Consider the following 22,650-nt stretch of genomic DNA (forward strand, 5'->3'; position numbering starts at 1 on the left):
CCGACGCCCCGCCACCGGCGCGCGGTGACGGGGCGTCGAGGGCCGGGTCTCAGAGATCCAGGCCGGTGAGCACCAGGACCCGCTCGTAGGTGAAGTCGTCCATCGCGTAGCGGACGCCCTCGCGGCCCACGCCGGAGTCCTTCACGCCGCCGTACGGCATCTGGTCGGCCCGGTAGGAGGGCGCGTCGCCGATCACCACGCCGCCGACCTCCAGCTCCCGGTGGGCGCGGAAGGCGACCTGCACGTCGTGGGTGAAGACGCCGGCCTGGAGGCCGAAGGCGGAGTTGTTGGCCTCGGCGAAGGCCTCCTCGGTGGACTCCACCCGGTGCAGCGACAGGACCGGGCCGAAGGCCTCGGCGGTGGCCAGGATCGCGTCGGCGGGCAGCTCGGCGAGCACGGTCGGCGCGTAGCTGGCGCCGTCCCGGGTGCCGCCGGTGAGCACCTTGGCGCCCTTGGCGACGGCGTCCTCGACCCAGGCCTCGACGCGCTTGGCGGCGTTCTCGTCCACCAGCGGGCCGACGTCCACCGCGTCGTCGGCCGGGTCACCGGTGACCTGGGCCTGGACCTTGGCGACGACCTTCTCGGCCAGCGCGTCGTAGACCGCGGCGTCCGCGATCACCCGCTGCACCGAGATGCAGGACTGGCCGCCCTGGTAGTTGGCGAAGGTGGCGATCCGGGTGGCCGCCCACTCCAGGTCGGCCTCCGAGGACCAGTCCGCCAGCACCAGCGCCGCGGCGTTGCCGCCGAGCTCCAGGGTGACGTGCTTGCGCGGCACCGAGTCCATGATCTGGTAGCCGACCTTGTCGGAGCCGGTGAACGAGATGATCGGCAGCCGCTCGTCCTGGACCAGCGCCGGCATCTTCTCGTTCGGCACCGGGAGCACGCTCCACGCGCCGGCCGGCAGCTCGGTCTCGGCCAGGATCTCGCCCAGCACCAGCGCGGACAGCGGGGTGGCCGGGGCGGGCTTGAGGATGATCGGGGCGCCGACGGCGATCGCCGGGGCGACCTTGTGGGCGACCAGGTTCAGCGGGAAGTTGAACGGGGCGATGCCCAGCACCACGCCCTTGGGGAAGCGGCGCACCACCGCGAAGCGGCCGGTGCCGCCCGGGTCGGTGTCCAGCCGCATGGTCTCGCCGTTGGTCCGGCGGGCCTCCTCGGCGGCCCAGCGGAACACCGAAACGGCCCGGCCGACCTCGCCGCGCGCCCACTTGATCGGCTTGCCGTTCTCCGCGGTGATCAGACGGGCGATCTCCTCGGTGCGCTCGGCCAGGCGCTTGGACACCTGGTCCAGCGCGGCGGCGCGGACGTGCGCGGGGGTGGCGGCGAAGACCGGCGCGGCAGCGGCGGCGACCGCGACCGCCTCCTCCACCTGGGCGTCGGTGGGCACGCTGACCTTGCCCACCAGGCTGCCGTCGTACGGGTGGCGGACCTCGAAGTCCCCGTCGCCGCTCGCCTTGCGGCCGGCCAGCCAGAACTCATGCGTGGTGGTCACGGTCGTACCGGCCCTCTCCTCGTCGTCTGCGGCTCCACGGACGGGGAGCCTGCCACCCACGGTAGGACCCGGACGGCCCGAACCGGATTGGACGCGGAGGAGCGGAACCCCGCCCGGCCACTCCACGGTGGCAGATCCCGGGCGGGGCTCCGGCGGCTGCCGCGCCGGGGGTCAGTCCTCCCCGGCGCGCAGGGCGAGCCAGAGCTCCATCCGGACATCGGTGTCGTCCAGCGAACGGCCCAGCAGCTCCTCGACCCGGCGCATCCGGTAACGCAGGGTGTGCCGGTGCACCCCCAGGTCGGCGGCGGCCGCGTCCCACTGCCCGTGCCGCGACAGCCAGGCGCGCAGGCTGGCCACCAGGTCGCCGCGGGCGGTCCGGTCGTGGTCGCGCAGCGGGCGCAGCAGCCCCTCGGCGAAGGCGGTGACCGCCTCCTCGCCGAGCAGCGGCAGCAGCGAGCCCGCCCCGACCTCCTCGTGGTCGACCGAGCGCCGGCCGCCGCGCTGCGCCACCGCGAGCGCCCGCTCGGCCTGCGCGTACGCGGTGCCCGCGTCCTCCAGCGCGGCCGGCGCGGAGACACCGAGCGACAGTCCCTCCTGCTCCTCGACCGCGCCCAGGCAGGCCCGGTGCGCGGCGCCGTTGTCGAGCGCCAGCACCATCAGCCGCGGGCCGTGCGGGCCCTCCTCCCGGGAGACCAGCAGCCGCTCACCGACCTTGCCGCCGGCCTGCTCGGCGCGGTCGCCGAGCTCGCTCAGCGCCTCGGCCGCCTCCGGGCCGGCCGCAGCCCCGGCGACCAGCACCCGGATCGTCCCCTCCGGCAGCCCGCCGAACAGGCCGGAGGCCACCTTCCGGGCGGTGACCACCTCGCCGGCCAGCACCATCCGCAGCAGCGCGGCGCCCATCCGCTCCTCGGCCTGACGCAGCTCGCGGGAGCGCTCCAGGGTCAGCGTCAGCAGCGCGACGGCCGCGTTCAGCACGTACCGCTCGGTCGGGGTGATCCGGTCCTCGGTGCCGACCGCGAGGAATCCGCGGGCCCGCCGGTCGGCGCCCAGCGACTGGACCACCACGTAGTCCTCGTCGGCGGTGTCGATGCCCGGGGAGCGGCCCTGCAGCGCGGCGCTGGACGGGGCCGGACGGCGGCGCAGCCGGTCCACCTCGGCGGCCAGCCGGCCGGCCCGGCGGGCCGCCCAGTCGGGGGCGACCGCGGAGAGCGCGCCGGAGCCGTCGTAGAGCGCGGCCCAGCCGCCGAGCCGGGCGGCCAGCCGGCGGACCACCGCGGTGGTGCCGTCCTTGCCGAGCGCCGCCCGGGTCAGCTCCTCCTGCGCCTCGAAGCTGGTGGTGACCGCCTCGTACTGCTCGGCGGCCAGCGCCGCGGAGACCGCCTTGGAGATCGCGATGAACGGGGTCGCCTCGGGCACCCGCAGCAGCGGCAGCCCGCGCTGGGCGGCCGCGTCCACCAGGGCCTGCGGCACCTCGGTGTGCGAGAGCCCGACGCCGAGCCCGAGCCCCACCACGCCGGCGTCGGCCAGCCGGTGTACGTACGCCTGGAGGCGGGCCGCGCTCTTGCCGAGCTTGATGCCGGTGGTGAGGAGGAGTTCGCCGCCCTCCAGGAAGGGCGTCGGGTCGTCCAGCTCACTGGTGTGCACCCAGCGGACCGGCCGCTCCAGGTGGTCCGCGCCGGCCAGGACCGTGAGGTGGAGCGCGGTGTTGCGGACGACGGAGGCGAGTGTGGGGGGCATGGCACCTTCGGTGGTTCGACCAGGCCGCGCCGTTGCGGCCGGGCGACAGGGGCTTCTGCTCCCCATTATGTACGGCCCGGACAACCGGCCGCGCCGAATCCACCGGAGCGGAGTCAGCGGCTCCGGGGTGCCTCCTGCCGAAACGGCCTCTTTCCGCCGTCAGCTGCGCAGATCGACCAGCAGCGGCGGTACCTGCTCCCCCTGCACGGTCGACAGCGAGATCACCGCGTGCCCGGTCGGCAGCGCGTGCGCCAGGTCCGAGGGCGACCAGCGGTGCCGCTCGACGTCCCGGGTGGTGACGCTCTGGGTCTGCGCGGCGGTGCCGGACAGCGCCTTGCGCAGCCCGCGGGCCGATTTGCGGACCAGGCCGCCGGAGGTGTCCGGGGTGTGCGTGACCGCCGTCTCGGTGACCAGGTGGGTGCCCCAGGCCTCGGAGAACAGCCGGCCGTCCCAGGGCGCGATGCCGGGGAACGCCATCCGGCAGCCCACCGCCCCGAACAGCGGGGCGCGCAGCGCCTCGGGCAGGTCGACCAGGGTGCGCAGCACCAGCACCACGCCGGCGTTCAGGCCGCGGATCCGCTGCAGGCCGCGCACCGCGTGCTGATCCACGGCGGCCGAGGCGTCGTCCACCACCAGTCCGGCGAACAGCGTGCGCTCCTCGCGCACCGCGGCGGCCTGCAGGAACTGGCCGACCACCAGCCGCGACAGCATCCGGGCGGCCTCCGGGTGGCTGCGCTCGGGCAGCTTCACCCGGACCCGCAGCGGGTGGTCCAGCGCGCGCATCGCGAAGGCCGGCCTGGCCCCGGGCGCGCCCGCGAAGCAGTCCGCGAACACCGGCCGGTCCAGCAGCGCCAGCCGGTCGGCGAGCAGCATCCCGGGGTCGTCGGCCCGGCCGTGCTGGCGGGCCCGCTGCTGGAGGTCGGCCGCGAAGGCGGTGTCCCGGCCGGCCTTGCGCAGCGCCTCGGCCAGCTCCGCCCAGCCGTCCTCGTCCCCCGCGAGCAGCGCGCGCAGCTCCCGGACGCCCGGGTAGCGGTCGTGCGCGGCGTGGAACGGGCCGACCACCTGCTGGAGCGCCGTGCGGGCGCTCTCGGCGCGCAGCACCAGCTCGTCCGGCAGGAGGGCGTCGGCCAGCCGGGCGGCCGCCTCGTCGGTGGTGCGGGCGGCCCCGTACAGGTCGAGGCCGTACGGGGAGGCCGGGTCGCCCGGCGCGATCACCACGTCGTACCAGGAGTCCGGGCCGAGGTCGCTGTCGGCGGCGCCGACCACCACCGCGCAGGCCGTGCCGGCCAGCGCCTGCAGGCAGAGCGCCTCGGCGAGCGGGCGGACCAGGGCGGTGGTCTTGCCGGTGCCGGCCGGGCCGACCGCGAGCAGCGAGGTGCCGAGGGTCGCCGGGTCGAGCGCGAAGCCGGCGGCGCGGTGGGCGGCCGGGTTCTTCACCACGTCCTGCGCGGTGCCCAGGCGCACCTGGCGCACCAGCAGGTCGTGCCGGGCGGTGCGGCCCGGCAGGTCCCGGGCCTCGGAGGGGTGGGCGCAGGCGGCGGCGCCGCGGGCGAGCACCTGCCCGGTGAAGTCGGGCAGCAGCTCCGGGGCCGCGAGCACCGCATCCCAGGCCTGCCGGATCCGCACGTAGTCGACGTCGCCGACGGCCTCCGCGTCCAGCCGGGCGACGGCGGCGGGGGCCACCGGGCGCAGCTCCTGCCACGGGTCGGCGGGACCACTGCCCACCGCCCCGGCGGGCGCGGCGACCGGCTCCTCCTGGGTCACCGTGCGCGACAGCACCGGCAGCACGTACCGGCGCCACACCTCGGCCCAGCGGCCGAGCCGACCGAAGAACCAGATGACGGCGGCGGCGGCGATCAGGTTGAGCGCGATGATCGTGGGGTTGGCGCTCTCCGAGGTGAGGCGCTCACGCAGCCCCACCCAGTCGAGCACCAGGATCTCCAGCAGCACGACGTAGGGGAAGACGAACCAGGCCACCACGAGGTTGGCGGCCGCCCGCAGCAGCAGTGCCTTGGTGGGGACCGCGGCGTCCTGGCTGCGTCCCTCGTCCACCTGCCGGTATCCCAGCCGGAAGATGCCGGGCCCGGGGAACGGGCGCGGCGCCGTCGCCCAGGCCGTCAGGTCGAACCGCCCGCCGCGCTGGGCCGGTACGGCGGTCGCCTCCCCCGTGTGCGCCGCCTGCCGGCTCTGTCCGCCGCCCAGCTCCATCCCGGCCCCGCTCCCTGTGCCCACCCTGCACGACCGTCCCCGTGCCGCCATTACCCATGTCACCCACCCGGCGACACGCCCGCGCTCAATGTAGTGGAGCGGGGGCGGGCGGTAGCCGATCCCGGCCCACTGGCCGCGCCGGACAAGTCGTCCGGCGCAGTGCTACCGAGTGGCGCATGCCCGGGTGCGGGCGGCCGCCGTAGCCTGCGAGGACCGCGTCGAGAATCTGGAGAACACCATGAGCGCTGCAACGCCGCTCCCGCAGGAGCGCCGTCTGGTCACCGCGATCCCGGGCCCCAAGTCGCAGGAGCTGCAGGCTCGCAAGCTCGGCGCGGTGGCCGCCGGCGTCGGCACCACCCTGCCGGTCTACGTCTCGCGCGCCGGCGGCGGCGTGCTGGAGGACGTGGACGGCAACTCGCTGATCGACTTCGGTTCCGGCATCGCCGTGACCAACGTGGGCAACAGCGCCGCCGCCGTGGTCGCCAAGGCCACCGAGCAGCTGGCCGCCTTCACCCACACCTGTTTCATGGTCACCCCGTACGAGGGTTACGTGGCCGTCGCCGAGCAGCTCAACGAGCTGACCCCGGGCGACCACGACAAGCGCACCGCGCTGTTCAACTCGGGCGCCGAGGCGGTGGAGAACGCGGTGAAGATCGCCCGCGTCTTCACCAAGCGCACCGCCGTCGTGGTGTTCGACCACGGCTACCACGGCCGCACCAACCTCACCATGGGCCTGACGGCGAAGAACATGCCGTACAAGCAGGGCTTCGGCCCGTTCGCCCCGGAGATCTACCGGGTGCCGGTGGCCTACCCCTACCGCTGGCTGACCGGTGCGGAGAACTGCGCCGCCGAGGCCGCCGCGCAGGCGATCGACATCATCAACAAGCAGATCGGCGCGGACAACGTCGCGGCGATCATCATCGAGCCGATCCAGGGCGAGGGCGGCTTCATCGAGCCGGCCAAGGGCTTCCTCCCGGCGATCGCCGAGTACGCCAAGGCGAACGGCATCGTGTTCGTCGCGGACGAGATCCAGACCGGCTTCTGCCGCACCGGCGACTGGTTCGCCTGCGACGACGAGGGTGTCGTCCCGGACCTCATCACCACCGCCAAGGGCATCGCCGGCGGTCTGCCGCTGGCCGCGGTGACCGGCCGCGCCGAGATCATGGACGCCGCGCACGCGGGTGGCCTGGGTGGCACCTACGGCGGCAACCCGGTCGCCTGCGCCGCCGCGCTGGGCGCCATCGAGACGATGAAGTCCGAGGACCTCAACGGCAAGGCCCGCCGGATCGGCGAGATCATGCTCGGCCGGCTGCGCGCCATGCAGGAGAAGTTCGCCGGCGACGACCGCTTCAGCATCGGCGAGGTCCGCGGCCGCGGCGCGATGATCGCGATCGAGCTGGTCAAGCCGGGCACCAAGGAGCCGGCCCCCGAGGTCACCGCCGCCGTGGCGAAGGCCTGCCACGCCGAGGGCCTGGTGGTGCTGACCGCCGGCACCTACGGCAACGTGCTGCGCTTCCTGCCGCCGCTGGTGATGCCGGAGCACCTGCTGGTCGAGGGCCTCGACATCATCGAGAGCGCCTTCGCCGCCGTCTGACGGCAGCAGCCCCGAGCAGCCCGGTCCGCACGGACCGGGCTGCTCCGTTTCTGTACGGTTCCGGTGTCCCCGGGTGGCGAACTTTCACAGACCTCCGAACGACCATGGAGGTTGTACCGAGGGTGGTGAAGATGCTGTGCCGATGACCCGAACCAGCACTGCGCCGACGGGCCATGACGTACTGTCATGCCAGATGGACAGCGAGCCCGACGACTTAGTGACCGACCCGTCCGATGCCTGCTCACAGGCCCCGGACACCCATGACCGATCGACCGGCCGTCCGCCCCAAACCCCCCGGGGCGCACGGAGCGGCGATCACCTCAGCCGCCCCGGGGCTCTCCCCCCCGCCTCGGGGCGGCTCATGCGTTCCCCGGTGGCGGTGGTGGCGGCCGTCCTGCTGGCCGTGCTCGCGGTGATCTCCTGGCAGGTGGCGGCCGACGGCCCGCTGCTGGGGCTGGACCGCAGCTCCCGCCGGGCCACCTACGAGTTCCGCCACCAGCTGCACAGCACCGCCGTGAACCACCTCGGCGCCGCGCTGTCGGACTTCGGGGGCAACGTCCCGGCCTTCCCGCTGCTGCTGCTCGGCGGCGCGCTCGCCGCCCTGCTGTGGCGCCGCGCCGGCACCCCGCGCTGGTGGCTGCCGCTGCCGGTGGCGGCGCTGGCGGGGGTGCTGGTGCCGGCGCTGGTCGTCCCGGGCAAGGCCTTCTTCGCCCGGCCGGGCCCGTTCGGCGTGCCGCTCTCCGCCGACCAGCTCGGCTGGTACCCGTCCGGCCACACCGCCACCTCGACCATCGCGTACGGGACGGTCGCGCTGCTGATCGGCCGGGCCCTGGCGGCTTCGGCCCGGCGCCGGCTGTACGCGGGGACGGCGCTGCTCTGCGCGGGCGTCGGCTGGGGGCTGGTGTGGAGCGACTACCACTGGCTGCTGGACGTGGTGGCCAGCTGGTGCCTGGGCGGCCTGGTCCTGCTGGGGCTGGCCCGGTGGGCGGTGCCGACCGGGCGCGACCACCCGGCCGGGCGGGCGCCCGACCGTCACTGACCCTCGGCGGGCTCCTCCTCGTTGCGGTGGACCAGGCCCGGCTCGCCGTTGTCGCGGTGCCACTCGACCACCAGCTCGTCGCGGGTGCCGAAGCGGACCAGGTGGCGGCCGACCACGTCCTCCAGTCCGGCGAGGTCCTCGGCGGCTCCCTCGACGGTGAGCAGCAGGGCGTCGGGTTCGGCCACCAGGGTCGCGGTGCCGGCCCGGAAGGCCAGGGCGCCGCGGCCGGTCTCCTCGGACCAGTCGGCCTGGATCTTGCGGCCCATGTGGGCGGCCAGCTGCTTGCCGTAGCGGCCGGGGCGGTCGGTGGTGACGCGGGCTTCGGAACGAGCCATGGGTACTCCCTGGTTAGGATGGCCTAAGTTCGACCACCGTACCCCAGATGCTGAGCTTGGCTCAATATATTTCGGACCCAGGATGTTCCGGACCACCCGGCCCCGCGCACCGCCGGATACCCTGACTCCACCCTTCCCGGCCCTGGGCGGGGCACGCCGAGCCCGGAGCCCGCCATGACCACCCCGCCGACGGCAGACACCGCCGCCGAACTCGCCGACGCGCTGACCCGGGCGATGAAGCGGATCCGTCGGCAGACCATGAACCGGCTCGAGCCCTACGGGATCACCCCGGGCCAGGCCCGCGCGCTGCGCACCCTCGCGCACGCCCCCGGCTGCGAGGGCCGGGAGACCATGCGGCTGAGCGAGCTGGCCGAGCGGCTGCACATCGCCCCGCGCTCGGCCACCACCGTGGTGGACGCGCTGGAGGAGGCCGGGCTGGTCACCCGCACGCCCGACCCGACCGACCGGCGGGCGGTGCGGCTGGTGCTGACCGAGGACGGCCGGGCCGCGCTGGAGCGGATCGGCCAGGTCCGGCACGAGGTCGCCCAGGAGTACTTCGCGCCCGTCAGCGCGGCCGAGCAGACCGCTCTGCTGCAAGCGCTGCGCGGCGCCGAGACGGAGTTCGAGGCACGCTGCCGGGAGCACCGGACGGCCGGCGGGGACGCAGCGCGGTGAGCCCGATCCCGGCCACCACCAGCACGGTGGCCGCGGCCGCGAGCGGACCGAACCGCTCGCCCAGCAGCAGCCAGGACGAGGACATCCCGAACACCGGCACCAGCAGCGAGTACGGGGCGACCGCCGAGGCGTCGTAGGTGCGCAGCAGGAAGCTCCAGGCGACGAAGCCGAACAGGGTGGACAGCAGCCCCACGTAGGCGAGCACGCCCAGGCCCGCCAGGTCGATCCCGGCCAGCGCCCGCAGGTCCGCGGCCGGCCCCTCGAACAGCAGCGACAGCGCGAGCAGCGGCAGCGGCGGGACGGCGCTCACCCAGACCATCCAGCGCAGCGCGTCCGGCGGGGCCGCCTTGCGGGTCAGCACGTTGGACAGCCCCCAGAACACCGCGGCGCCGATCACCAGCGCGAAGGCGCCGACCGGGCCGCCGGGGCCGCGGTCGAGGGCGGCCAGCGCGATCCCGGCGAAGGCGATCGCCAGACCGGCGATCCGCTGCCGGTTCGGCCGCTCGCGCAGCAGTGCCCCCGCGAACAGCGCGGTGAAGCCGGCCTGGCCCTGCAGCACCAGCGAGGACAGGCCGGCCGGCATCCCGGCGTGCATGCCGAGGAACAGCAGCCCGAACTTGACCACCCCGAGGGTCACCCCGACCGCCACCACCCAGCGCCACGCCACCTTCGGCGGGCCGACCAGGAACACCGCCGGCACCGCCACCACGGCGAACCTCAGGGCGCAGAACAGCAGTGGCGGGAAGGTCGCCAGACCGACGTGGATCAGGACGAAGTTGAGGCCCCAGACGGCGGCGATCGCCACCGCGAGGGCGATGTGACGGGGACGCATGGTGGTGCTGGTCGCTGGCATGGATCGAGCATGGCGGGGCTGGACCGTGCAGCACCAGCGATGAATACTGAAGCGAACCGTTCAGCAACACTGAAACGACGGCGAGGAGCGGGCCCGCATGATGGATCTCGGACGGCTGCGCGCGCTGCACGCGGTGGCGGTGCACGGCTCGATCGGCGGTGCGGCGGGAGCGCTGGGCTTCACCCCGTCCGCGGTCTCCCAGCAGATCGCCAAGCTGGAGCGGGAGACCCGCACGGTGCTGCTGGAGCGCCAGGGCCGGGGCGTGGTGCTCACCGACGCCGCCCGTCAACTGGCTGACACCGCGCAGCAGTTGCTGATGATGGTGGAGCAGGCCGAGGTCACCCTGGAGGAGCGCCGGGGCCAGGCCGTGGGCCGGCTGCTGATCGCCGCGTTCGCCACCGGGGCGCGCGGCCTGATGCCCGGCGTGCTGGCCGACCTGCGCGCCCGCTGCCCGGAGCTGGACGCCCGGCTGCTGGAGAGCGACCCCTACCCGGCCGCCGATCTGGTGGCCCGGGGCGAGGTCGACCTCGCGCTGGTCCAGGACTGGCCGACCGTGCCGCTGCCGGTCCAACCCGGGCTCGCCCGGCTGGACCTCGGCCCCGACCCGGTCGACCTGCTGCTGCCCGCCGACGACCCGCTGGCCGCGCTCGCGGCGGTGGAGGTGGCGCGCCTGTGCGGGCGGCGCTGGATCAGCGTGCCGCCGGGAAACATCTGCCACGACTGGCTGGTGCGGACCATGCGGGAGGCCGGCGAGGAGCCGGAGGTGGTCCACCAGGTCGGCGAGTTCGAGACCCAGATCGCGCTGATCGCGGCCGGTCTCGGCCTCGGGCTGGTGCCGCGGCTCGGGCGCGGCCGGCTGCCCGCCGGGGTGGTGGCCCGGCCGGTGTCACCGGAGCCCTCCCGGCGGGTCTTCGCGCTCTGGCGCGCCCAGGCCTCCCGGCGCCCGGCCATCACGGCGGCGCTCACCGCGATGCGCGAGCGGTGGGACGCGCAGAGCGGCTGAGCCACCTCCCGGCGCCCGGATCAGCAGGCCCGGGGCGCACGGATCAGCTCGCGAAGCCGATCACCAGCCACATGAACCCCACCCCCACCAGCGTGCACAGCAGCGTGGAGCGCGAGGGGTGCGGGCTGTGCGCCTCCGGCAGGATGTCCGAGGTCGCCAGGTAGAGCAGGAAGCCCGCGAAGAAGCCCAGGTAGAGGCCGAGCAGCTGCTCGGGGATGGTGAACAGCAGGGTGATCCCGGCCCCGGTGACCGGCGCCAGCGCGTCCGCCGTGAGCAGGGTCAGCGCCCGCCGCCGGTCGTTCCCGTACAGCCGGGTGATGGTGTAGGTGTTGAAGCCGTCCGCGAAGTCGTGCGCCACCACCGCGATCGCCACCACCGTCCCCACCGTGCTGCCGGCCTGGAAGGCGGCGCCGATCGCGAAGCCATCCATCACGCTGTGCGCGACCAGCGCGCTGGCGGCCGCCAGGCCCACCCGCTGGGTGCCGGCGTGGTGGTGGCCGTGCGGATGGCCGTGGGTGTGCTCCGCGTACTCGCCCTCGTGGCCGCGGTGGATGGCCACCGCGCGCTCCACGATGTGGATCAGCAGGAAGCCGGCGGCGAACATCAGCAGTGCCTGCGGGACGCCGTGCACCTCGGTCGGCGCCGCCGCCAGCGCCTCCGGCAGCAGGTCGAAGGCGACCACACCGAGCATCAGACCGGCCGCGAAGCCGAGCACCAGGTGCCGCCGGTCGCCGGTGCGCTGGGCTACGAAGCCGCCGATCAGGGTCATCAGGAACGCGCCCGCGGCGACCAGGACGGCGGTCATCGTGGCGCTCCCCTCAGCCTCGGCGGCCCGCGCCCCCGGCGGCGCGCAGCGGCGGGGCCGGACGGTCGCGGACACCGCTGCCCACGGGCGCGGCCGCCCGGCCAGGGTCCGGCAGGGCCGGGACCTGCGCCCAGCCTGCCCGCGGGGCGGCCGCGCGGCGCGCCCGGCGGTCCGTCGGGGTGACGGAGCGCGACGCGGGGTGCCCGGGTCAGCCGTCGGTGGCCGCGAGGTAGACCGCGGAGAGCTGCGGCGAGCCCTGGTCCGCCCAGCCGTGGCCGAGCTCGGTGACGTCCAGTTCGAGGCCGGTGGGCAGCACCATCAGGGGCCTGCCGTGGCGATCCAGGCGCCAGTCCGCGCCCGGCACCGTCCGCCGGATCACCGTGCCCAGGTAGAGACCCGCGTCGTTGCCCAGCCAGTCGGACACCTCGGGGTCGTCCCGCCAGCGGGGCAGCAGCTGGTCGAGGGCGGTCAGCGACTGCGGCCCGTCGTCCAGCCGGACGCCCGCCGCCCCGGCCAGCTCGCGCAGCAGCCCGCACTCGCCGAGCAGTTCGGCCAGCGACTCCCGCCGCTCGGCGCCGGCCCGCCGGTCGCCCGGCCGGTCGGCAGCCCCTTCGTCCGGCTCGGCCGGTGGCCCGCCGCGCTCGCGCCGCCGGCCCAAGAATCCGATTCCCATCGGTCCAGGGTGCCAGGCGCCCGCCCCGGGCGCAGGCGGATCGCCGGACGGCCCGCGCGGCCGGGCCCGGTCAGCCCGCGGTGGTGAGCGGCAGGCCCAGGTGGGTGCGGGCGAGCTCCTGCACGCCCGGACCGTCGATCAGGTGGATGTGCTGGTGGGTCTCGCCGGCCGCCAGGTCGAGCGCCTGCTCGGTGAACCGCCCGGTGGTCAGCCGCAGACCGCGCTCGGCGCCCTCCTCGCGGACCGCCTCGGCCAGCGTGCGCAGCTGGTCCGGGCCCACCGGGGCGCTCCCCCGCGAGGCCCAGACCACCCACCGGCCCGGCAGCGCGCTGCCCGGCCCGCCCTCCCCGGTCGCCACCAGCCCGGCCGGCCCGCGCAGCCGTACGCTCCACCCGGCCAGCCCGCCCCTGGTGAGCAACTGCCGTACCAGGTGGGCGAATTCGTTCGAGGAGAGCTCCTCGACGGCGGGTACGGCGGCGCCGACCCGGCCGCCCGGCTCGACCTCCACCCCCGCGTACGGGTCCGGGGTGACCACCGCGGCCAGCTCGCGCAGCCGGACCAGCGCCTCGTCCTGCTCGGCGTCCGAGTACACGCCCTCGCCGTCGCCGGCCTCGCCCGGGTGCTGCGCCGTCGGGCCCGGGTCGCCGGCCGGCAGCAGCCTGGTCCGGGCCAGCGCGTCCCGGTCGGCGTCCACGCTGAGCAGGCAGAGCGGCTCGGCGCCGGGCCGCCGCAGCCAGCCGTTCAGCACCACGCCGGCCAGGATCTCCTCGGTGTCCACGGCGTCCGCCGCCTGGAGGGCGCGCAGTGCCAGCCGGGCGGCCAGGCGCAGGTAGTCCGAGGAGCGCTCCGCCGCCGCCCGCCCGACCGCTTCGATCTCCCCGTCCCGGCCCAGCCGGTAGCCGTCCAGGGCGGGCACCAGATCGAGCGGCGGGAGGTCCAGGTCGAGCACGGCGGTGTCGGTGAGCGGCCGGAACACCGCGCGGCACGGCGCCGGCAGGTCCTGGGTGGCCCCTTCGGCGGCGGCCAGCGCCCGCTCCAGCAGGGACTCCACGGCCGCCGGCTCGGACTGCCGGTACGCCCGGCGGCACTCCTCCAGCGTCTCGTTGTACTCGCGCACGGCCCGGGCACGGGCCGCCTCCGCCTGCTCGTGCGCCTGCCGGGCGGCCCGGGTCCCGCCGTCGGCGGCCTCGGCCTGCCGGGTGCGCCACTCGCGCAGCGCCCGCTGGTGGCTCAGCCGGGCCTGGGCGAGACCCCGTTGGTAGCCGGAGTCGAGCAGCCGGCGGGAGGCGGGCTCGTCCGGGTCGGCCGCGGCCGGCTCGGGCGGGGCGAAGTCCGCCCAGCGCGGTTCGGCGCCGGCCTGCGGTCCCTGCTCGCCGACCGGGTACGGGCGGGGCTCGTAGCTGCGCAGCTGGCTCTCGAAGTCCATCGCCGAGACCGGGAGCGCGGCCCGCCGCAGCAGGTCGGCCAGGCGCTCGTGCTCGGCCCGGACGGTCAGCGTGCGGTGGTGGGTCAGCGCGGCCGCCCGGCCGTGCGCGGCCGCGTCCTCGTCCGGCCCGGTGGCCTGCTCCGGGACCTCGGCCCCCAGATCCCGGAACACCGATGCCAGGAAGCCGGGTTGGAGGAGGGTGGCGGTGGTGTCCGGGCGGCCTTCGGGTGAGTCCTGCATCGGCGGTCGTTCCCCCTGCTCGTCCGGCGCCCGTCGGCGGAGCCTCCCGACGGCGGCCCTGTGCAGCATTGTCCACCGTCGCCGGGCGCGGGTCAGCCAAGCCCGGCAGTTGGCCGGGCAGTTGGCCGGACCGGCACCGGACCTCGGGCCGGACCCGGACCTGGACCTGGAGCCCGTGGCGCCGGCCGCCCGGCCCGGGGCGCTCCCGGGCCGGGGATCCGGTCAGTTCGTCCGGGTGTTGGTCAGGTGCAGGCCGATGTAGCCGACGTAGATCCGGCCGCTGCGCGAGCAGTCGTCGAGGTAGTGCACCCGCGGCGCCGTGCCACCGCCGCCGATCCGCAGGTGCGCCCCCATGAACGCGCGGCGGGAGGAGTCGACGCAGGCCGGCACCGGGAGCATCCGCTGGCGCTTCCACTTGGCGTGGCTGGCGACCGTCCGGGACTCGCCGCGGACCGCCTTGCGGGGCGGGAAGTGGTGGCAGCCGGCCGGGGTGTGCTCGCACCACTGCTTGAAGTCCCCGCCGGCCCGGCCCTGGACGGCGGCCGCCGCGTACTCCTGGAGGGCCGTCAGCCCCTCCCAGGTGAGCCGGGCCCAGCCGGAGCCGTCGCACTGGCCGTCCAGCGCCAGCGTCTCCTTCTCGTCCCCGGTGAAATCCAGCAGCGGGAACTCGGTGAAGCGGCCGACCAGTTCGCCGAAGCTGCCCGGGGCTCCCTCCTGGTCCGCCCGGACGTCGGCGGCCAGCTCGTCCTGGTCCACCGCGCGCGGGCCGACCACCGTGCACAGCCGGGTGGTCAACACCCTGACCTGTGCGCTGACCTGGCGCAGCACCGCGTCCTGCTGGTCGGTGTCGGCCAGCAGGCGGGCCTCGCGGCGCCGCGAGCGGTCCAGGCTGCGGCGGATCCGCTCCAGCTCGTCCACCCGGGTCTGCCGCTCGCAGCGGTCCGCCCCGCCCAGCGTGCTGCGGGCCGGGCCGGCCACCGGGGCCGGCCCTTGCCCGGCCGGCCGGACGGGCTGCGGACGCGGCTCGGCCGGCGGCTGCAGCACCGGGACCGCGGCCAGCAGGTCGGGCAGCGGCAGCTCGGCGGCGAACCGACGGGGCTCGCGGGCGAGCAGCGCGGCGGCCCGTCGGACGTCCTCGTCGATCCGGTGGCGCGGCATCACCGGGTGCCGGCCGCCGTCGTAGCGGGAGGCCGGGTCGACCTCCGGCAGGTAGGTGCGCACCGCACCGCCGTAGACCTTGTGGTACTCCAGCGCCACGTTGAACAGCGGCAGCGCGGCATGGCCGAGCACGTAGAGGGAGGCCAGACCGGTCAGGTGCCGCAGCAGCGGGTGGACCACCTCGGCCAGCCAGGTGTCCATGGCGACGGCGGGCGGGACGCTGGCCACCACCACGGGGAGCCGGCGCTCGGGGTCGCACAGCTCGTCGATCAGCGCGTCGACCTCCGTCCGGGCGGTCACCCGGGGCTGCGGGGAGAGCGCGACCGGCCCGTCGGTGGCGTCCAGCAGCGGGAGCAGGCTGCGGGCCAGCTCGGGCACCGGGACCCGGCTCGGGGTGCGGACCCCGGAGCCGGTCGGCAGGTGCTCGGCCTCCAGCCGGAGCCAGCAGGGCCGTTCGTCGGCCGAGGCGACGGTCAGGGTGAGCTGGTCGATCCCGTGCGCGGCCGGGGTCCGCAGCCGGCGGCGGCTGTACCGCGCTCCGGGGATCCGCCCGCGGAGGCTGCCGGTGTCCCGGTCCAGCAGGACCCGGTCGCCCAGTCGCAGGCGTTCGGCGAGCGGCCCGTCCGGCCGTCCTGCCCTTCCCTGCCCTGATTCTCCCGGCGGCCCGGCGGCATCGGGCGCGGGCCCGGCCGGGGGTGGGGGCGGCGGGGGCTCCTCGTGGCCCTCCTCCTTCAGCCACGAGGCCAGCAGCTGGTCGGCCAGAGCGACCGTGTCCCGGTGCGTCCGGGGAGTGGTGACGGTCATCCGATAGGGCGGCGGGGCGTGCTCGGGTGTCATGCGCGGTACCTCCCAAGGTGCGGCGGTGGGGCCTGAAGTCCTCCATCTGGGTCGGCCGGCCCGGTCGGCCGGCCTGCTCTGCGTGGGTCGGTGGTCCGTGCGGGCCGGGTGGCCGCACCGGCCCGGTCGGGGCCGGAGGTGGTCGCGCCGGTCCGCACTCCTTGTGGGAGAAGACGAATCGGCCCGGAGCGGAAGTTCCGCTACCGGGCATGGTTAATTCGTTCGAGTGTTACCGAGGAGCTTTTCTTGCCTGCTGTGCCGATGGCGTGGTGCGGTCAGACCGGAATCTCCACGAAGGTGCGTCCGGCCGCCTCGGCGTGCGCACTGCCGCCGGTGGTCTCCGCCAGCCAGGTGTGAAAGCCCGTCACCGCGTCCTGCTCGACGCCGACCTCGATCCGCACCCCGTCGGCCTGGTAGGCCAGCTCGCGGACCACGTAGCCGGCCGCCCGCAGGTCGTTCTCCAGCCGGCCGGCCCGGGTGTGCCCGGCGGTGACGGCCAGCAGGGCCACCGGCCGCCGCTCCAGCAGCCCGGCCTCGTCCAGCGCCTGCGAGACGGCGCTCCCGTACGCCCGTACCAGGCCGCCGGCCCCGAGCTTGATCCCGCCGAAGTAGCGGGTGACCACCGCGACGGTGTCCGTCACGCCGCGCCGCCGCAGCACCTCCAGCATCGGGACGCCCGCCGTGCCGCCGGGCTCGCCGTCGTCGCTGGAGCGCTCCCGGCGCTGGTCCTCGCCGATCACGAACGCGGTGCAGTTGTGCCGCGCGTCCCAGTACTGCTTGCGGATGCCCGCCACGAAGGCCTGCGCCTCGTCCTCGTCGCCCACCCGGGCCAGGTGGCAGATGAACCGGGACTTCTTGATCTCGGTCTCGTGGCTGACGGAGCGCCGGACGGTGAGGTACGGCTTCGGGCCGGGCTCCGGCATGGTGCGGGGTCTCCAGGGGCGTTCGGGGTGCGGTCCGCGTGCAGGGCCGGGCCGTACGCACGGGGGCGCGGCCCGGGCCCGGGAACACGGGCGACCGGCGGGTCGGACCGGCCCCGCCAGCCTAACCCGCGTCCTGCGGCCCCCGGGCGGCCGCGGTCAGCGGCCGGCCAGCGCGTCCAGCTGCCCGCGGTCCAGGCCGGTCAGCGCGGTGACCTCGGCCGGGTCGACGGCCCCGCAGTCCAGGCCGCGCAGCAGGTAGCCGCTGAGCGCCCGGGCGGTGGCGGGCTCGTCCATCACGTCGCCGCCGGCCTTGGCCACGTAGGCGGCGAGCCGGGCCGCCGCGGCCACCAGACCCTCGCGGTAGAAGGTGTACACCGCCACGTACCGGGTGGGCAGGTGCGCCGGGTGCATGTCCCAGCCCTGGTAGTAGGCGCGAGCCAGCGAGCGGCGGACCAGGTCGTGGTGGAGCTTCCAGGCGGCGTGCACCTGCTCGGTCGGGCCGGTCGGGATCACGTTGGTCGAACCGTCGGAGAGCCGGACCCCGGTGCCCGCCGCCGCCACCTGCATCACGGCCTTGGCGTGGTCCGCCACCGGGTGGTCCATGCTCTGGTACGCGGCCCCGACCCCGCAGGCCGCGCTGTAGTCGAAGGTCCCGTAGTGCAGTCCGGTGGCCCGGCCCTCGGCCGCCTCGATCATCCGGGCCACCGTGGCCCGGCCGTCCGCGCCCAGGATCGCCTGGGTGGTCTCGATCTGGATCTCGAAGCCGATCCGGCCGGCCGGCAGCCCGGCCCGCCGCTCGAAGTCCTCCAGCAGCCGGACCAGCGCCGTCACCTGCTCGGCGTAGGTGACCTTCGGCAGGGTGAGGACCAGGCCCTCGGGCAGGCCGCCCGAAGCCAGCAGGGTGGCCAGGAACAGCTCCAGGGTGCGGATCCCCCGGTCGCGGACCGCGGCCTCCATGCACTTGATCCGGATGCCGATGTACGGCGGCGCCGAGCCGTCCGCCACCGCGGCGGCCACCAGCTCGGCGGCGCGCACGGCGGCGGCGTCCTCCTCGGCGTCGGGGCGCGGCCCGTAACCGTCCTCGAAGTCGATCCGCAGGTCCTCGACCGGCTCGCGCTCCAGCTTGGCCCGCACCCGGGCGTGCACGTCCGCCAGCAGCTCACCGTCCGGTACGCCGAGCGCCCCGGCCAGCTGCGCGGGGGTGGCCGCGTGGGTGTCGAAGGCCTCCAGGGCCTGCCGGCCCCAGGAGGCCACGGTGTCGGCGGCGAAGGCGTCGGCCGGCACGTACACGGTGTGCACCGGCTGGCGGGAGCCGGAGTCACCCGGGTAGCGGCGGGCCAGGTCCGCGTCGACGGGCGCCAGCAGCGCGTCCACCGCGGCCCGGGCGGCCGCCGAGAACGAGGCGCCGCCTCCGGGGTTGCTACCGTCCACCTGGGCCTGCGACATCCGGACTCCTCCACGGCACCGACGACACGTTCAACAGATTGTTGATGTGAACGTAGTGGCGGTGGCCAGGGGCGTCAATGGCCGCCGGCTTGGCGGATCCACCAGTCGGGACGGCCCCGCGGCGGCCTACTCCCGGCCGGTCGCGACGTAGCGGTCCTGCAGGTGCTGCCAGATCGTGCCGAGCTCCGCGTGGCTCACCGAGCCGTCCGGGCGGGAACCGACCACGCCCCACTCCCGGGTCAGGTAGTCGGCGAACCGCTTCGGGTCCGGCTGGTGCCCGTAGACGTCCATGTAGCTGATCAACGCGTCGAAGCAGAGGTCCGGGTCCAGCGGCTCGTTCGCCGGCCGACGGGCCGCCGCCCACTGCTCGTCCAGCTCCTCGGCCCGCCCGGCCGCCGCCTCCGCCTCCGCGTCCGGCCCGGCGCCCTCCGCCGGCTCGAACGGCAGCGGCTCCGCGACCACGGCCGCCGGCGCGGCGTGCAGCTCGCCGTCGAGCCGGACCGGCCGGTGGCCGATCCGGATCGGCTCGCCGCCGTGCGCCTGCCCGGCCACCTGCGGCTGCTCGGGACCGGCCGGCACCGGGGCACCCGCGCCGACCGGCATCCGGCGGCCGGGGCCCTGCGGCTGCTGCTCCCGGCGCGGCTGGGCCTGGGGCTGGGGCTGGGGCTCGACCTGCTCGTGCGGCTGGGCGCCGCGCGGCGGCTTGAACCACGGCGAGGCCTGCCCCGGCACCCGGGCCGTCCGGGCCGCCTCCTCCATCTGCTCGGTGTGGGCGCGGACCGCGCGCGCGGTCCAGACGTTCAGCTCGCTCTGCTCCACCACCGGGCCGGCCTGCTCGTCCGCGTGCGGATCCTGGGCGTCCCGCAGCCGGACGGCTGCGAGCTTGGCCAGCGTCGGCACCGCCACGGCCGCCGACACCGCCGGCACCGCCGACTGGTCCTGCTCGGCCCCGGCCGGCTCCTCGGTCGGCGCCACGGCCACCGGCCCGGCCCCGACCGGCGCCTGCACGCTCGCGGTGGTCAGCGTGGACCGGCCGGGCTGGCCACCCTGCACGGCGTGCAGCGGCCCGTCGATCCGGTCCAGGATGCTCGGGTCCAGCGGCACCCCGTACTTGGCGAGCTTCAACGGCAGCAGCGCCTGGAACGGCGCCGCGCGCCGCCAGCCCCGCCCGTACCGGAAGCGCAGCTGCGCGCGGTAGACCAGCCGGTTCTGCTCCAGCCGGACGGTCTCGTCGTACGACCGCAGCTCCCAGAGCTTCATCCGGCGCCACAGCCGGAACGTCGGCACCGGCGAGAGCAGCCAGCGCATCAGGCGGACCGACTCCATGTGCCGGTCCGCGGTGATCGCCGCGATCCGGCCGACCGCGTGCCGGGACGCCTCCACCACGACCACGAACAGCACCGGGATCACCGCGTGCATCGCCATGCCCAGCGAGTCGCCCCAGGAGGCCGCCGCGTTGAAGGCGATGGTGGCGGCGGTCAGCAGCCAGGCCGTCTGCCGCAGCAGCGGGAAGGGTATCCGCAGCCAGGTCAGCACCAGGTCGAGCGCCAGCAGCACCACGATGCCCGCGTCCACGCCGATCGGGAAGGCGTACGAGAAGGTGCCGAAGCCCTTCTCCAGGGCGAGTTCGCGCACCGCCGAGTACGAGCCCGCGAAGCCGATGCCCGAGATCAGACAGGCACCGGCGGCCACCAGGCCGAGCAGGACCCGGTGGGCACGGGTGAGGGATGGACGTGACATTCGTTGATCAACCCCAGGGACTCGGCTGCTGCCGTACGCGACCGTGGCCGCCGGATCCGCTCCGGCCCGACATCCTCGTCGGGCCCGGAATCGCTGCCGGGCGCAGGATGGCTGCGCGTCGGACCGGTTCGGCCCACCGGATACTACTCGTACGCGCGTTTCATCCTGGCCGCCGCCCAGGGCTCCCGCTAGCCCTCGGCGGCACCGTTCAGGTGCGCGAGCACAGCCAGGACACGGCGGTTGGCGTCCTCGGCGGGCGCCAGGCCCAGTTTGGTGAAGATATTGGCAATATGCTTGGCCACCGCCCCGTCACTGACGAGCAGTCTGGCGGCCACCGCCGAGTTGGAACAGCCTTCGGCCATCAGCCCGAGCACCTCCCGCTCCCGCGGGGACAACCGCTGGAGCGGCTGGGAACGGGCGTTGCTCCGCAGCAGCTTGGCGATCACGTCCGGGTCCATCGCCGTCCCGCCGGCCGCCACCCGGCGGACCGCGTCGATGAACTGGTCGGCGTTGAACACCCGGTCCTTCAGCAGGTACCCCACCCCGCCGGAGCCGTCGGCGAGCAGTTCGCGCGCGTACAGCTGCTGGACGTGCTGCGAGAGCACCAGCACCGGCAGGCCGGGGATCTGACGCCGCGCCGCGAGCGCCGCCTGCAGCCCCTCGTCGGTCAGCGTGGGCGGCAGCCGGACGTCGACCACCGCGACGTCCGGCCGGTGCTCCAACAGGGCCTGCAACAGGTCGGGCCCGGTCTCCACCGCCGCGGCGATGGTGAATCCGTGCGCCTCCAGCAGCCGGGTCAGGCCTTCGCGGAGAAGGTAGAGATCCTCGGCGAGGACAACTCGCACGGCAGCTCCAGAGTGATCGTCGTCGGGCCGCCCGACGGGCTGTCGAGCGTGAGGACTCCGTCGAAGGTACCCAACCGGCGCTCGATCCCGCGCAGCCCGCTCCCCCGCTCCGGGGCCGCCCCGCCGTGGCCGTCGTCGGTGACCGTCACCCGCAGCTCGCCGGCCCGGTACAGGATGTCCACCCACACCTGCCCGGCGCCCGAGTGCTTGGCCGCGTTCACCATCAGCTCGCTCACGCAGAAGTACACCGCCGCCTCGACCGGAGCCTCCGGGCGGCCCGGCAGGCTCACCGTCACCTCGGTCGCCAGCGGAGCCTCCAGGGCCAACTCGCGGACGGCGTCCGCCAGGCCGCGCTCGGCCAGCACCGGCGGGTGGATGCCCCGCACCAGGTCACGCAGCTCCTGCAGGGCCTTGGCCGAGGACTGCCGGGCGTCCCCGAGCAGGGTGCGGGCCGCGGCGGGGTCGGTGTCCAGCAGGTGCTCGATGGTGCCCAGGGTCAGCCCGATCGCCACCAGCCGCGCCTGGGCGCCGTCGTGCAGGTCCCGCTCGATCCGGCGGAGCTCCGCGGCCTGGGTGCCGACCGCGTCCGCCCGGGTGGCGGTGAGCTGCTCGACCCGGCGGGTCAGCCGGGCCTTCTCCTGCCGCCCGCCGGCCTGCGGGTCGAACGACCGCCGCAGCCAGTCCCCGTACATCCGCACCGCGTGCGGGGCGAGGGCCAGCCCGAGCCCGATCGCGACGGTCGCCGGGACGCCCCGCGCCACCAGCTGCGGGAGGTCGGCCACCAGGCCACCCAAGCTGCCCAGGTCGGTCTGCCAGTCGCCCAGTACCTGCGCCACCCAGGCCAGCAGCACGCCGACCCCGACGGCCAGCAGCCCCAGGCAGGGCAGCGCCAGCACCGTCACCAGCACCACGTTCGCGGCGAGGCGCCTGACGTCCCGCCAGGTCTCCGCGTCGCCGGCCACCGACCGGGCGTACAGCACCGCCTCGGCGCTCCACCGGCCCCGATGGTACGAGCGGCCGGTCCACCAGTGGCCCCGCTCGTCCACCGTTGGCTCGGGCACCACGGCGTACGCGGCCGACACGCTCACCCCGTACCAGTCCGCGACCGAGCGGCGCGACCAGCGGGCGGACAGCCGCGCGGCGCCGATCAGCGCCGGCAGCCAGAGCACCAGCCCCACGAACGCCAGGAAGGTCTGCTCCGGGGTCGACCACTCCGACGTCAGCGCGGCGACGCAGACCCCGGCCCAGATCAGCAGCACCGGCACCAGCACCGCGCGCGCGGCCAGCACCAACAGACGGCCCTGGGCCTCCAGCCCGCGGCGGCCCCACGCCCGCAACCGTTCCGCCCGGGCCGCTCCCGTTACGGGCATGCTCTGAGTCGCCATCCGTGGTCCTCCCTGTACCTGCTGTCCGCCTTGCTGCCACCAGTCTGTCGGGGCGCCCCACGGAGATCACTGGCCCGGGGACCACAACCGGGGTGGTGCTAGGTCCACCCCCGGAACGCACGTGACCGACGGGGAAATGCGAGAAGCCCCTCCGGGTGACCCGGAGGGGCTTCTCTGAAAGATTGTTCGGCGGCGTCCTACTCTCCCACAGGGTCCCCCCTGCAGTACCATCGGCG

General features: G+C 75.4%; 18 protein-coding genes. 4 read left to right on the forward strand and 14 right to left on the reverse strand.

The genetic code is table 11. The annotated features are described in order from the left end of the window. Positions 1-49: 49 nt before the first annotated feature. The 3 genes from ABT014_RS30870 to ABT014_RS30880 all read right to left on the reverse strand — a co-directional run bounded on the left by ABT014_RS30870 (position 50) and on the right by ABT014_RS30880 (position 5,461). The gene (locus ABT014_RS30870) at positions 50-1,492 is read right to left on the reverse strand and encodes an aldehyde dehydrogenase family protein (protein ID WP_350642584.1); all 1,443 of its coding nucleotides are present in this window, start codon (positions 1,490-1,492) and stop codon (positions 50-52) included. Between the two features lie 171 nt (positions 1,493-1,663). Then, on the reverse strand, positions 1,664-3,229 hold the full coding sequence (locus ABT014_RS30875; protein ID WP_350642585.1) for a PucR family transcriptional regulator: 1,566 nt from the start codon (positions 3,227-3,229) through the stop codon (positions 1,664-1,666). A gap of 159 nt (positions 3,230-3,388) precedes the next feature. Beyond that, positions 3,389-5,461, reverse strand: a complete 2,073-nt coding sequence (locus tag ABT014_RS30880; RefSeq protein WP_350642586.1) for an ATP-binding protein — start codon at positions 5,459-5,461, stop codon at positions 3,389-3,391. A 214-nt stretch (positions 5,462-5,675) separates the two neighbouring features. On the opposite strand from ABT014_RS30880, the gene gabT reads away from it, so the two are divergent. Both gabT and ABT014_RS30890 read left to right on the forward strand, forming a co-directional pair. After that, entirely contained in the window at positions 5,676-7,031 is a 1,356-nt protein-coding gene (gabT, locus tag ABT014_RS30885) for a 4-aminobutyrate--2-oxoglutarate transaminase (protein WP_350642587.1), read from the forward strand. A gap of 361 nt (positions 7,032-7,392) precedes the next feature. Next, on the forward strand, positions 7,393-8,070 hold the full coding sequence (locus ABT014_RS30890; RefSeq protein ID WP_350642588.1) for a phosphatase PAP2 family protein: 678 nt from the start codon (positions 7,393-7,395) through the stop codon (positions 8,068-8,070). Here ABT014_RS30890 and ABT014_RS30895 read toward each other — a convergent pair. Continuing rightward, a complete protein-coding gene (locus ABT014_RS30895; protein ID WP_350642590.1) occupies positions 8,064-8,405 on the reverse strand; it encodes a DUF2218 domain-containing protein in 342 nt (113 codons plus the stop codon). The genes ABT014_RS30890 and ABT014_RS30895 overlap by 7 nt on opposite strands. A gap of 174 nt (positions 8,406-8,579) precedes the next feature. Between ABT014_RS30895 and ABT014_RS30900 the strand changes: the two genes are divergently transcribed. Next, entirely contained in the window at positions 8,580-9,080 is a 501-nt protein-coding gene (locus ABT014_RS30900) for a MarR family winged helix-turn-helix transcriptional regulator (RefSeq protein WP_350642592.1), read from the forward strand. Here ABT014_RS30900 and ABT014_RS30905 read toward each other — a convergent pair. Beyond that, positions 8,971-9,912, reverse strand: coding sequence for an EamA family transporter (locus ABT014_RS30905; protein WP_350642612.1), 942 nt, complete (start codon positions 9,910-9,912; stop codon positions 8,971-8,973). The two genes, ABT014_RS30900 and ABT014_RS30905, sit on opposite strands and share 110 nt — an antisense overlap. Positions 9,913-10,030: 118 nt before the next feature. On the opposite strand from ABT014_RS30905, the gene ABT014_RS30910 reads away from it, so the two are divergent. Further along, positions 10,031-10,936: a LysR family transcriptional regulator gene (locus ABT014_RS30910; protein ID WP_350642594.1), complete on the forward strand. Its 906-nt coding sequence runs from the start codon at positions 10,031-10,033 to the stop codon at positions 10,934-10,936. A 43-nt stretch (positions 10,937-10,979) separates the two neighbouring features. Here ABT014_RS30910 and ABT014_RS30915 read toward each other — a convergent pair whose 3' ends face one another. The 9 genes from ABT014_RS30915 to ABT014_RS30955 all read right to left on the reverse strand — a co-directional run bounded on the left by ABT014_RS30915 (position 10,980) and on the right by ABT014_RS30955 (position 22,414). After that, positions 10,980-11,741: a ZIP family metal transporter gene (locus ABT014_RS30915; protein ID WP_350642595.1), complete on the reverse strand. Its 762-nt coding sequence runs from the start codon at positions 11,739-11,741 to the stop codon at positions 10,980-10,982. Between the two features lie 208 nt (positions 11,742-11,949). After that, the gene (locus ABT014_RS30920) at positions 11,950-12,414 is read right to left on the reverse strand and encodes a DUF6278 family protein (protein WP_350642597.1); all 465 of its coding nucleotides are present in this window, start codon (positions 12,412-12,414) and stop codon (positions 11,950-11,952) included. A 70-nt stretch (positions 12,415-12,484) separates the two neighbouring features. Next, the gene (locus ABT014_RS30925) at positions 12,485-14,080 is read right to left on the reverse strand and encodes a restriction endonuclease (RefSeq protein ID WP_350642598.1); all 1,596 of its coding nucleotides are present in this window, start codon (positions 14,078-14,080) and stop codon (positions 12,485-12,487) included. A gap of 222 nt (positions 14,081-14,302) precedes the next feature. Next, positions 14,303-16,075: a hypothetical protein gene (locus ABT014_RS30930; RefSeq protein ID WP_350642599.1), complete on the reverse strand. Its 1,773-nt coding sequence runs from the start codon at positions 16,073-16,075 to the stop codon at positions 14,303-14,305. Positions 16,076-16,350: 275 nt separating this feature from the next. Next, positions 16,351-16,998: a YigZ family protein gene (locus tag ABT014_RS30935; protein WP_350642601.1), complete on the reverse strand. Its 648-nt coding sequence runs from the start codon at positions 16,996-16,998 to the stop codon at positions 16,351-16,353. A gap of 156 nt (positions 16,999-17,154) precedes the next feature. Continuing rightward, entirely contained in the window at positions 17,155-18,444 is a 1,290-nt protein-coding gene (locus ABT014_RS30940) for a DUF6986 family protein (RefSeq protein WP_350642602.1), read from the reverse strand. Positions 18,445-18,570: 126 nt separating this feature from the next. Next, positions 18,571-20,184 (reverse strand): DUF2637 domain-containing protein, encoded by a 1,614-nt coding sequence (locus ABT014_RS30945; protein ID WP_350642604.1) that lies wholly within the window; start codon positions 20,182-20,184, stop codon positions 18,571-18,573. A 188-nt stretch (positions 20,185-20,372) separates the two neighbouring features. After that, positions 20,373-21,029 (reverse strand): response regulator transcription factor, encoded by a 657-nt coding sequence (locus ABT014_RS30950; RefSeq protein WP_350642605.1) that lies wholly within the window; start codon positions 21,027-21,029, stop codon positions 20,373-20,375. Next, the gene (locus ABT014_RS30955) at positions 20,981-22,414 is read right to left on the reverse strand and encodes a sensor histidine kinase (RefSeq protein WP_350642606.1); all 1,434 of its coding nucleotides are present in this window, start codon (positions 22,412-22,414) and stop codon (positions 20,981-20,983) included. The genes ABT014_RS30950 and ABT014_RS30955 overlap by 49 nt, the downstream gene beginning before the upstream one ends. Between the last annotated feature and the right edge of the window lie 236 nt (positions 22,415-22,650).

The organism is Kitasatospora sp. NPDC094015 (assembly GCF_040304075.1).
In the GTDB taxonomy this organism is placed as follows: Bacteria; Actinomycetota; Actinomycetes; order Streptomycetales; family Streptomycetaceae; genus Kitasatospora.

Coding starts and splice junctions, on each gene's coding strand:
- ABT014_RS30875 (WP_350642585.1), bottom strand. CDS start 3,229: ATGCCCCCCACACTCGCCTCCGTCGTCCGCAACACCGCGCTCCACCTC.
- gabT (WP_350642587.1), top strand. CDS start 5,676: ATGAGCGCTGCAACGCCGCTCCCGCAGGAGCGCCGTCTGGTCACCGCG.
- ABT014_RS30890 (WP_350642588.1), top strand. CDS start 7,393: ATGCGTTCCCCGGTGGCGGTGGTGGCGGCCGTCCTGCTGGCCGTGCTC.
- ABT014_RS30895 (WP_350642590.1), bottom strand. CDS start 8,405: ATGGCTCGTTCCGAAGCCCGCGTCACCACCGACCGCCCCGGCCGCTAC.
- ABT014_RS30900 (WP_350642592.1), top strand. CDS start 8,580: ATGACCACCCCGCCGACGGCAGACACCGCCGCCGAACTCGCCGACGCG.
- ABT014_RS30905 (WP_350642612.1), bottom strand. CDS start 9,912: ATGCGTCCCCGTCACATCGCCCTCGCGGTGGCGATCGCCGCCGTCTGG.
- ABT014_RS30910 (WP_350642594.1), top strand. CDS start 10,031: ATGATGGATCTCGGACGGCTGCGCGCGCTGCACGCGGTGGCGGTGCAC.
- ABT014_RS30915 (WP_350642595.1), bottom strand. CDS start 11,741: ATGACCGCCGTCCTGGTCGCCGCGGGCGCGTTCCTGATGACCCTGATC.
- ABT014_RS30920 (WP_350642597.1), bottom strand. CDS start 12,414: ATGGGAATCGGATTCTTGGGCCGGCGGCGCGAGCGCGGCGGGCCACCG.
- ABT014_RS30925 (WP_350642598.1), bottom strand. CDS start 14,080: ATGCAGGACTCACCCGAAGGCCGCCCGGACACCACCGCCACCCTCCTC.
- ABT014_RS30930 (WP_350642599.1), bottom strand. CDS start 16,075: ATGACACCCGAGCACGCCCCGCCGCCCTATCGGATGACCGTCACCACT.
- ABT014_RS30935 (WP_350642601.1), bottom strand. CDS start 16,998: ATGCCGGAGCCCGGCCCGAAGCCGTACCTCACCGTCCGGCGCTCCGTC.
- ABT014_RS30940 (WP_350642602.1), bottom strand. CDS start 18,444: ATGTCGCAGGCCCAGGTGGACGGTAGCAACCCCGGAGGCGGCGCCTCG.
- ABT014_RS30945 (WP_350642604.1), bottom strand. CDS start 20,184: ATGTCACGTCCATCCCTCACCCGTGCCCACCGGGTCCTGCTCGGCCTG.
- ABT014_RS30955 (WP_350642606.1), bottom strand. CDS start 22,414: ATGGCGACTCAGAGCATGCCCGTAACGGGAGCGGCCCGGGCGGAACGG.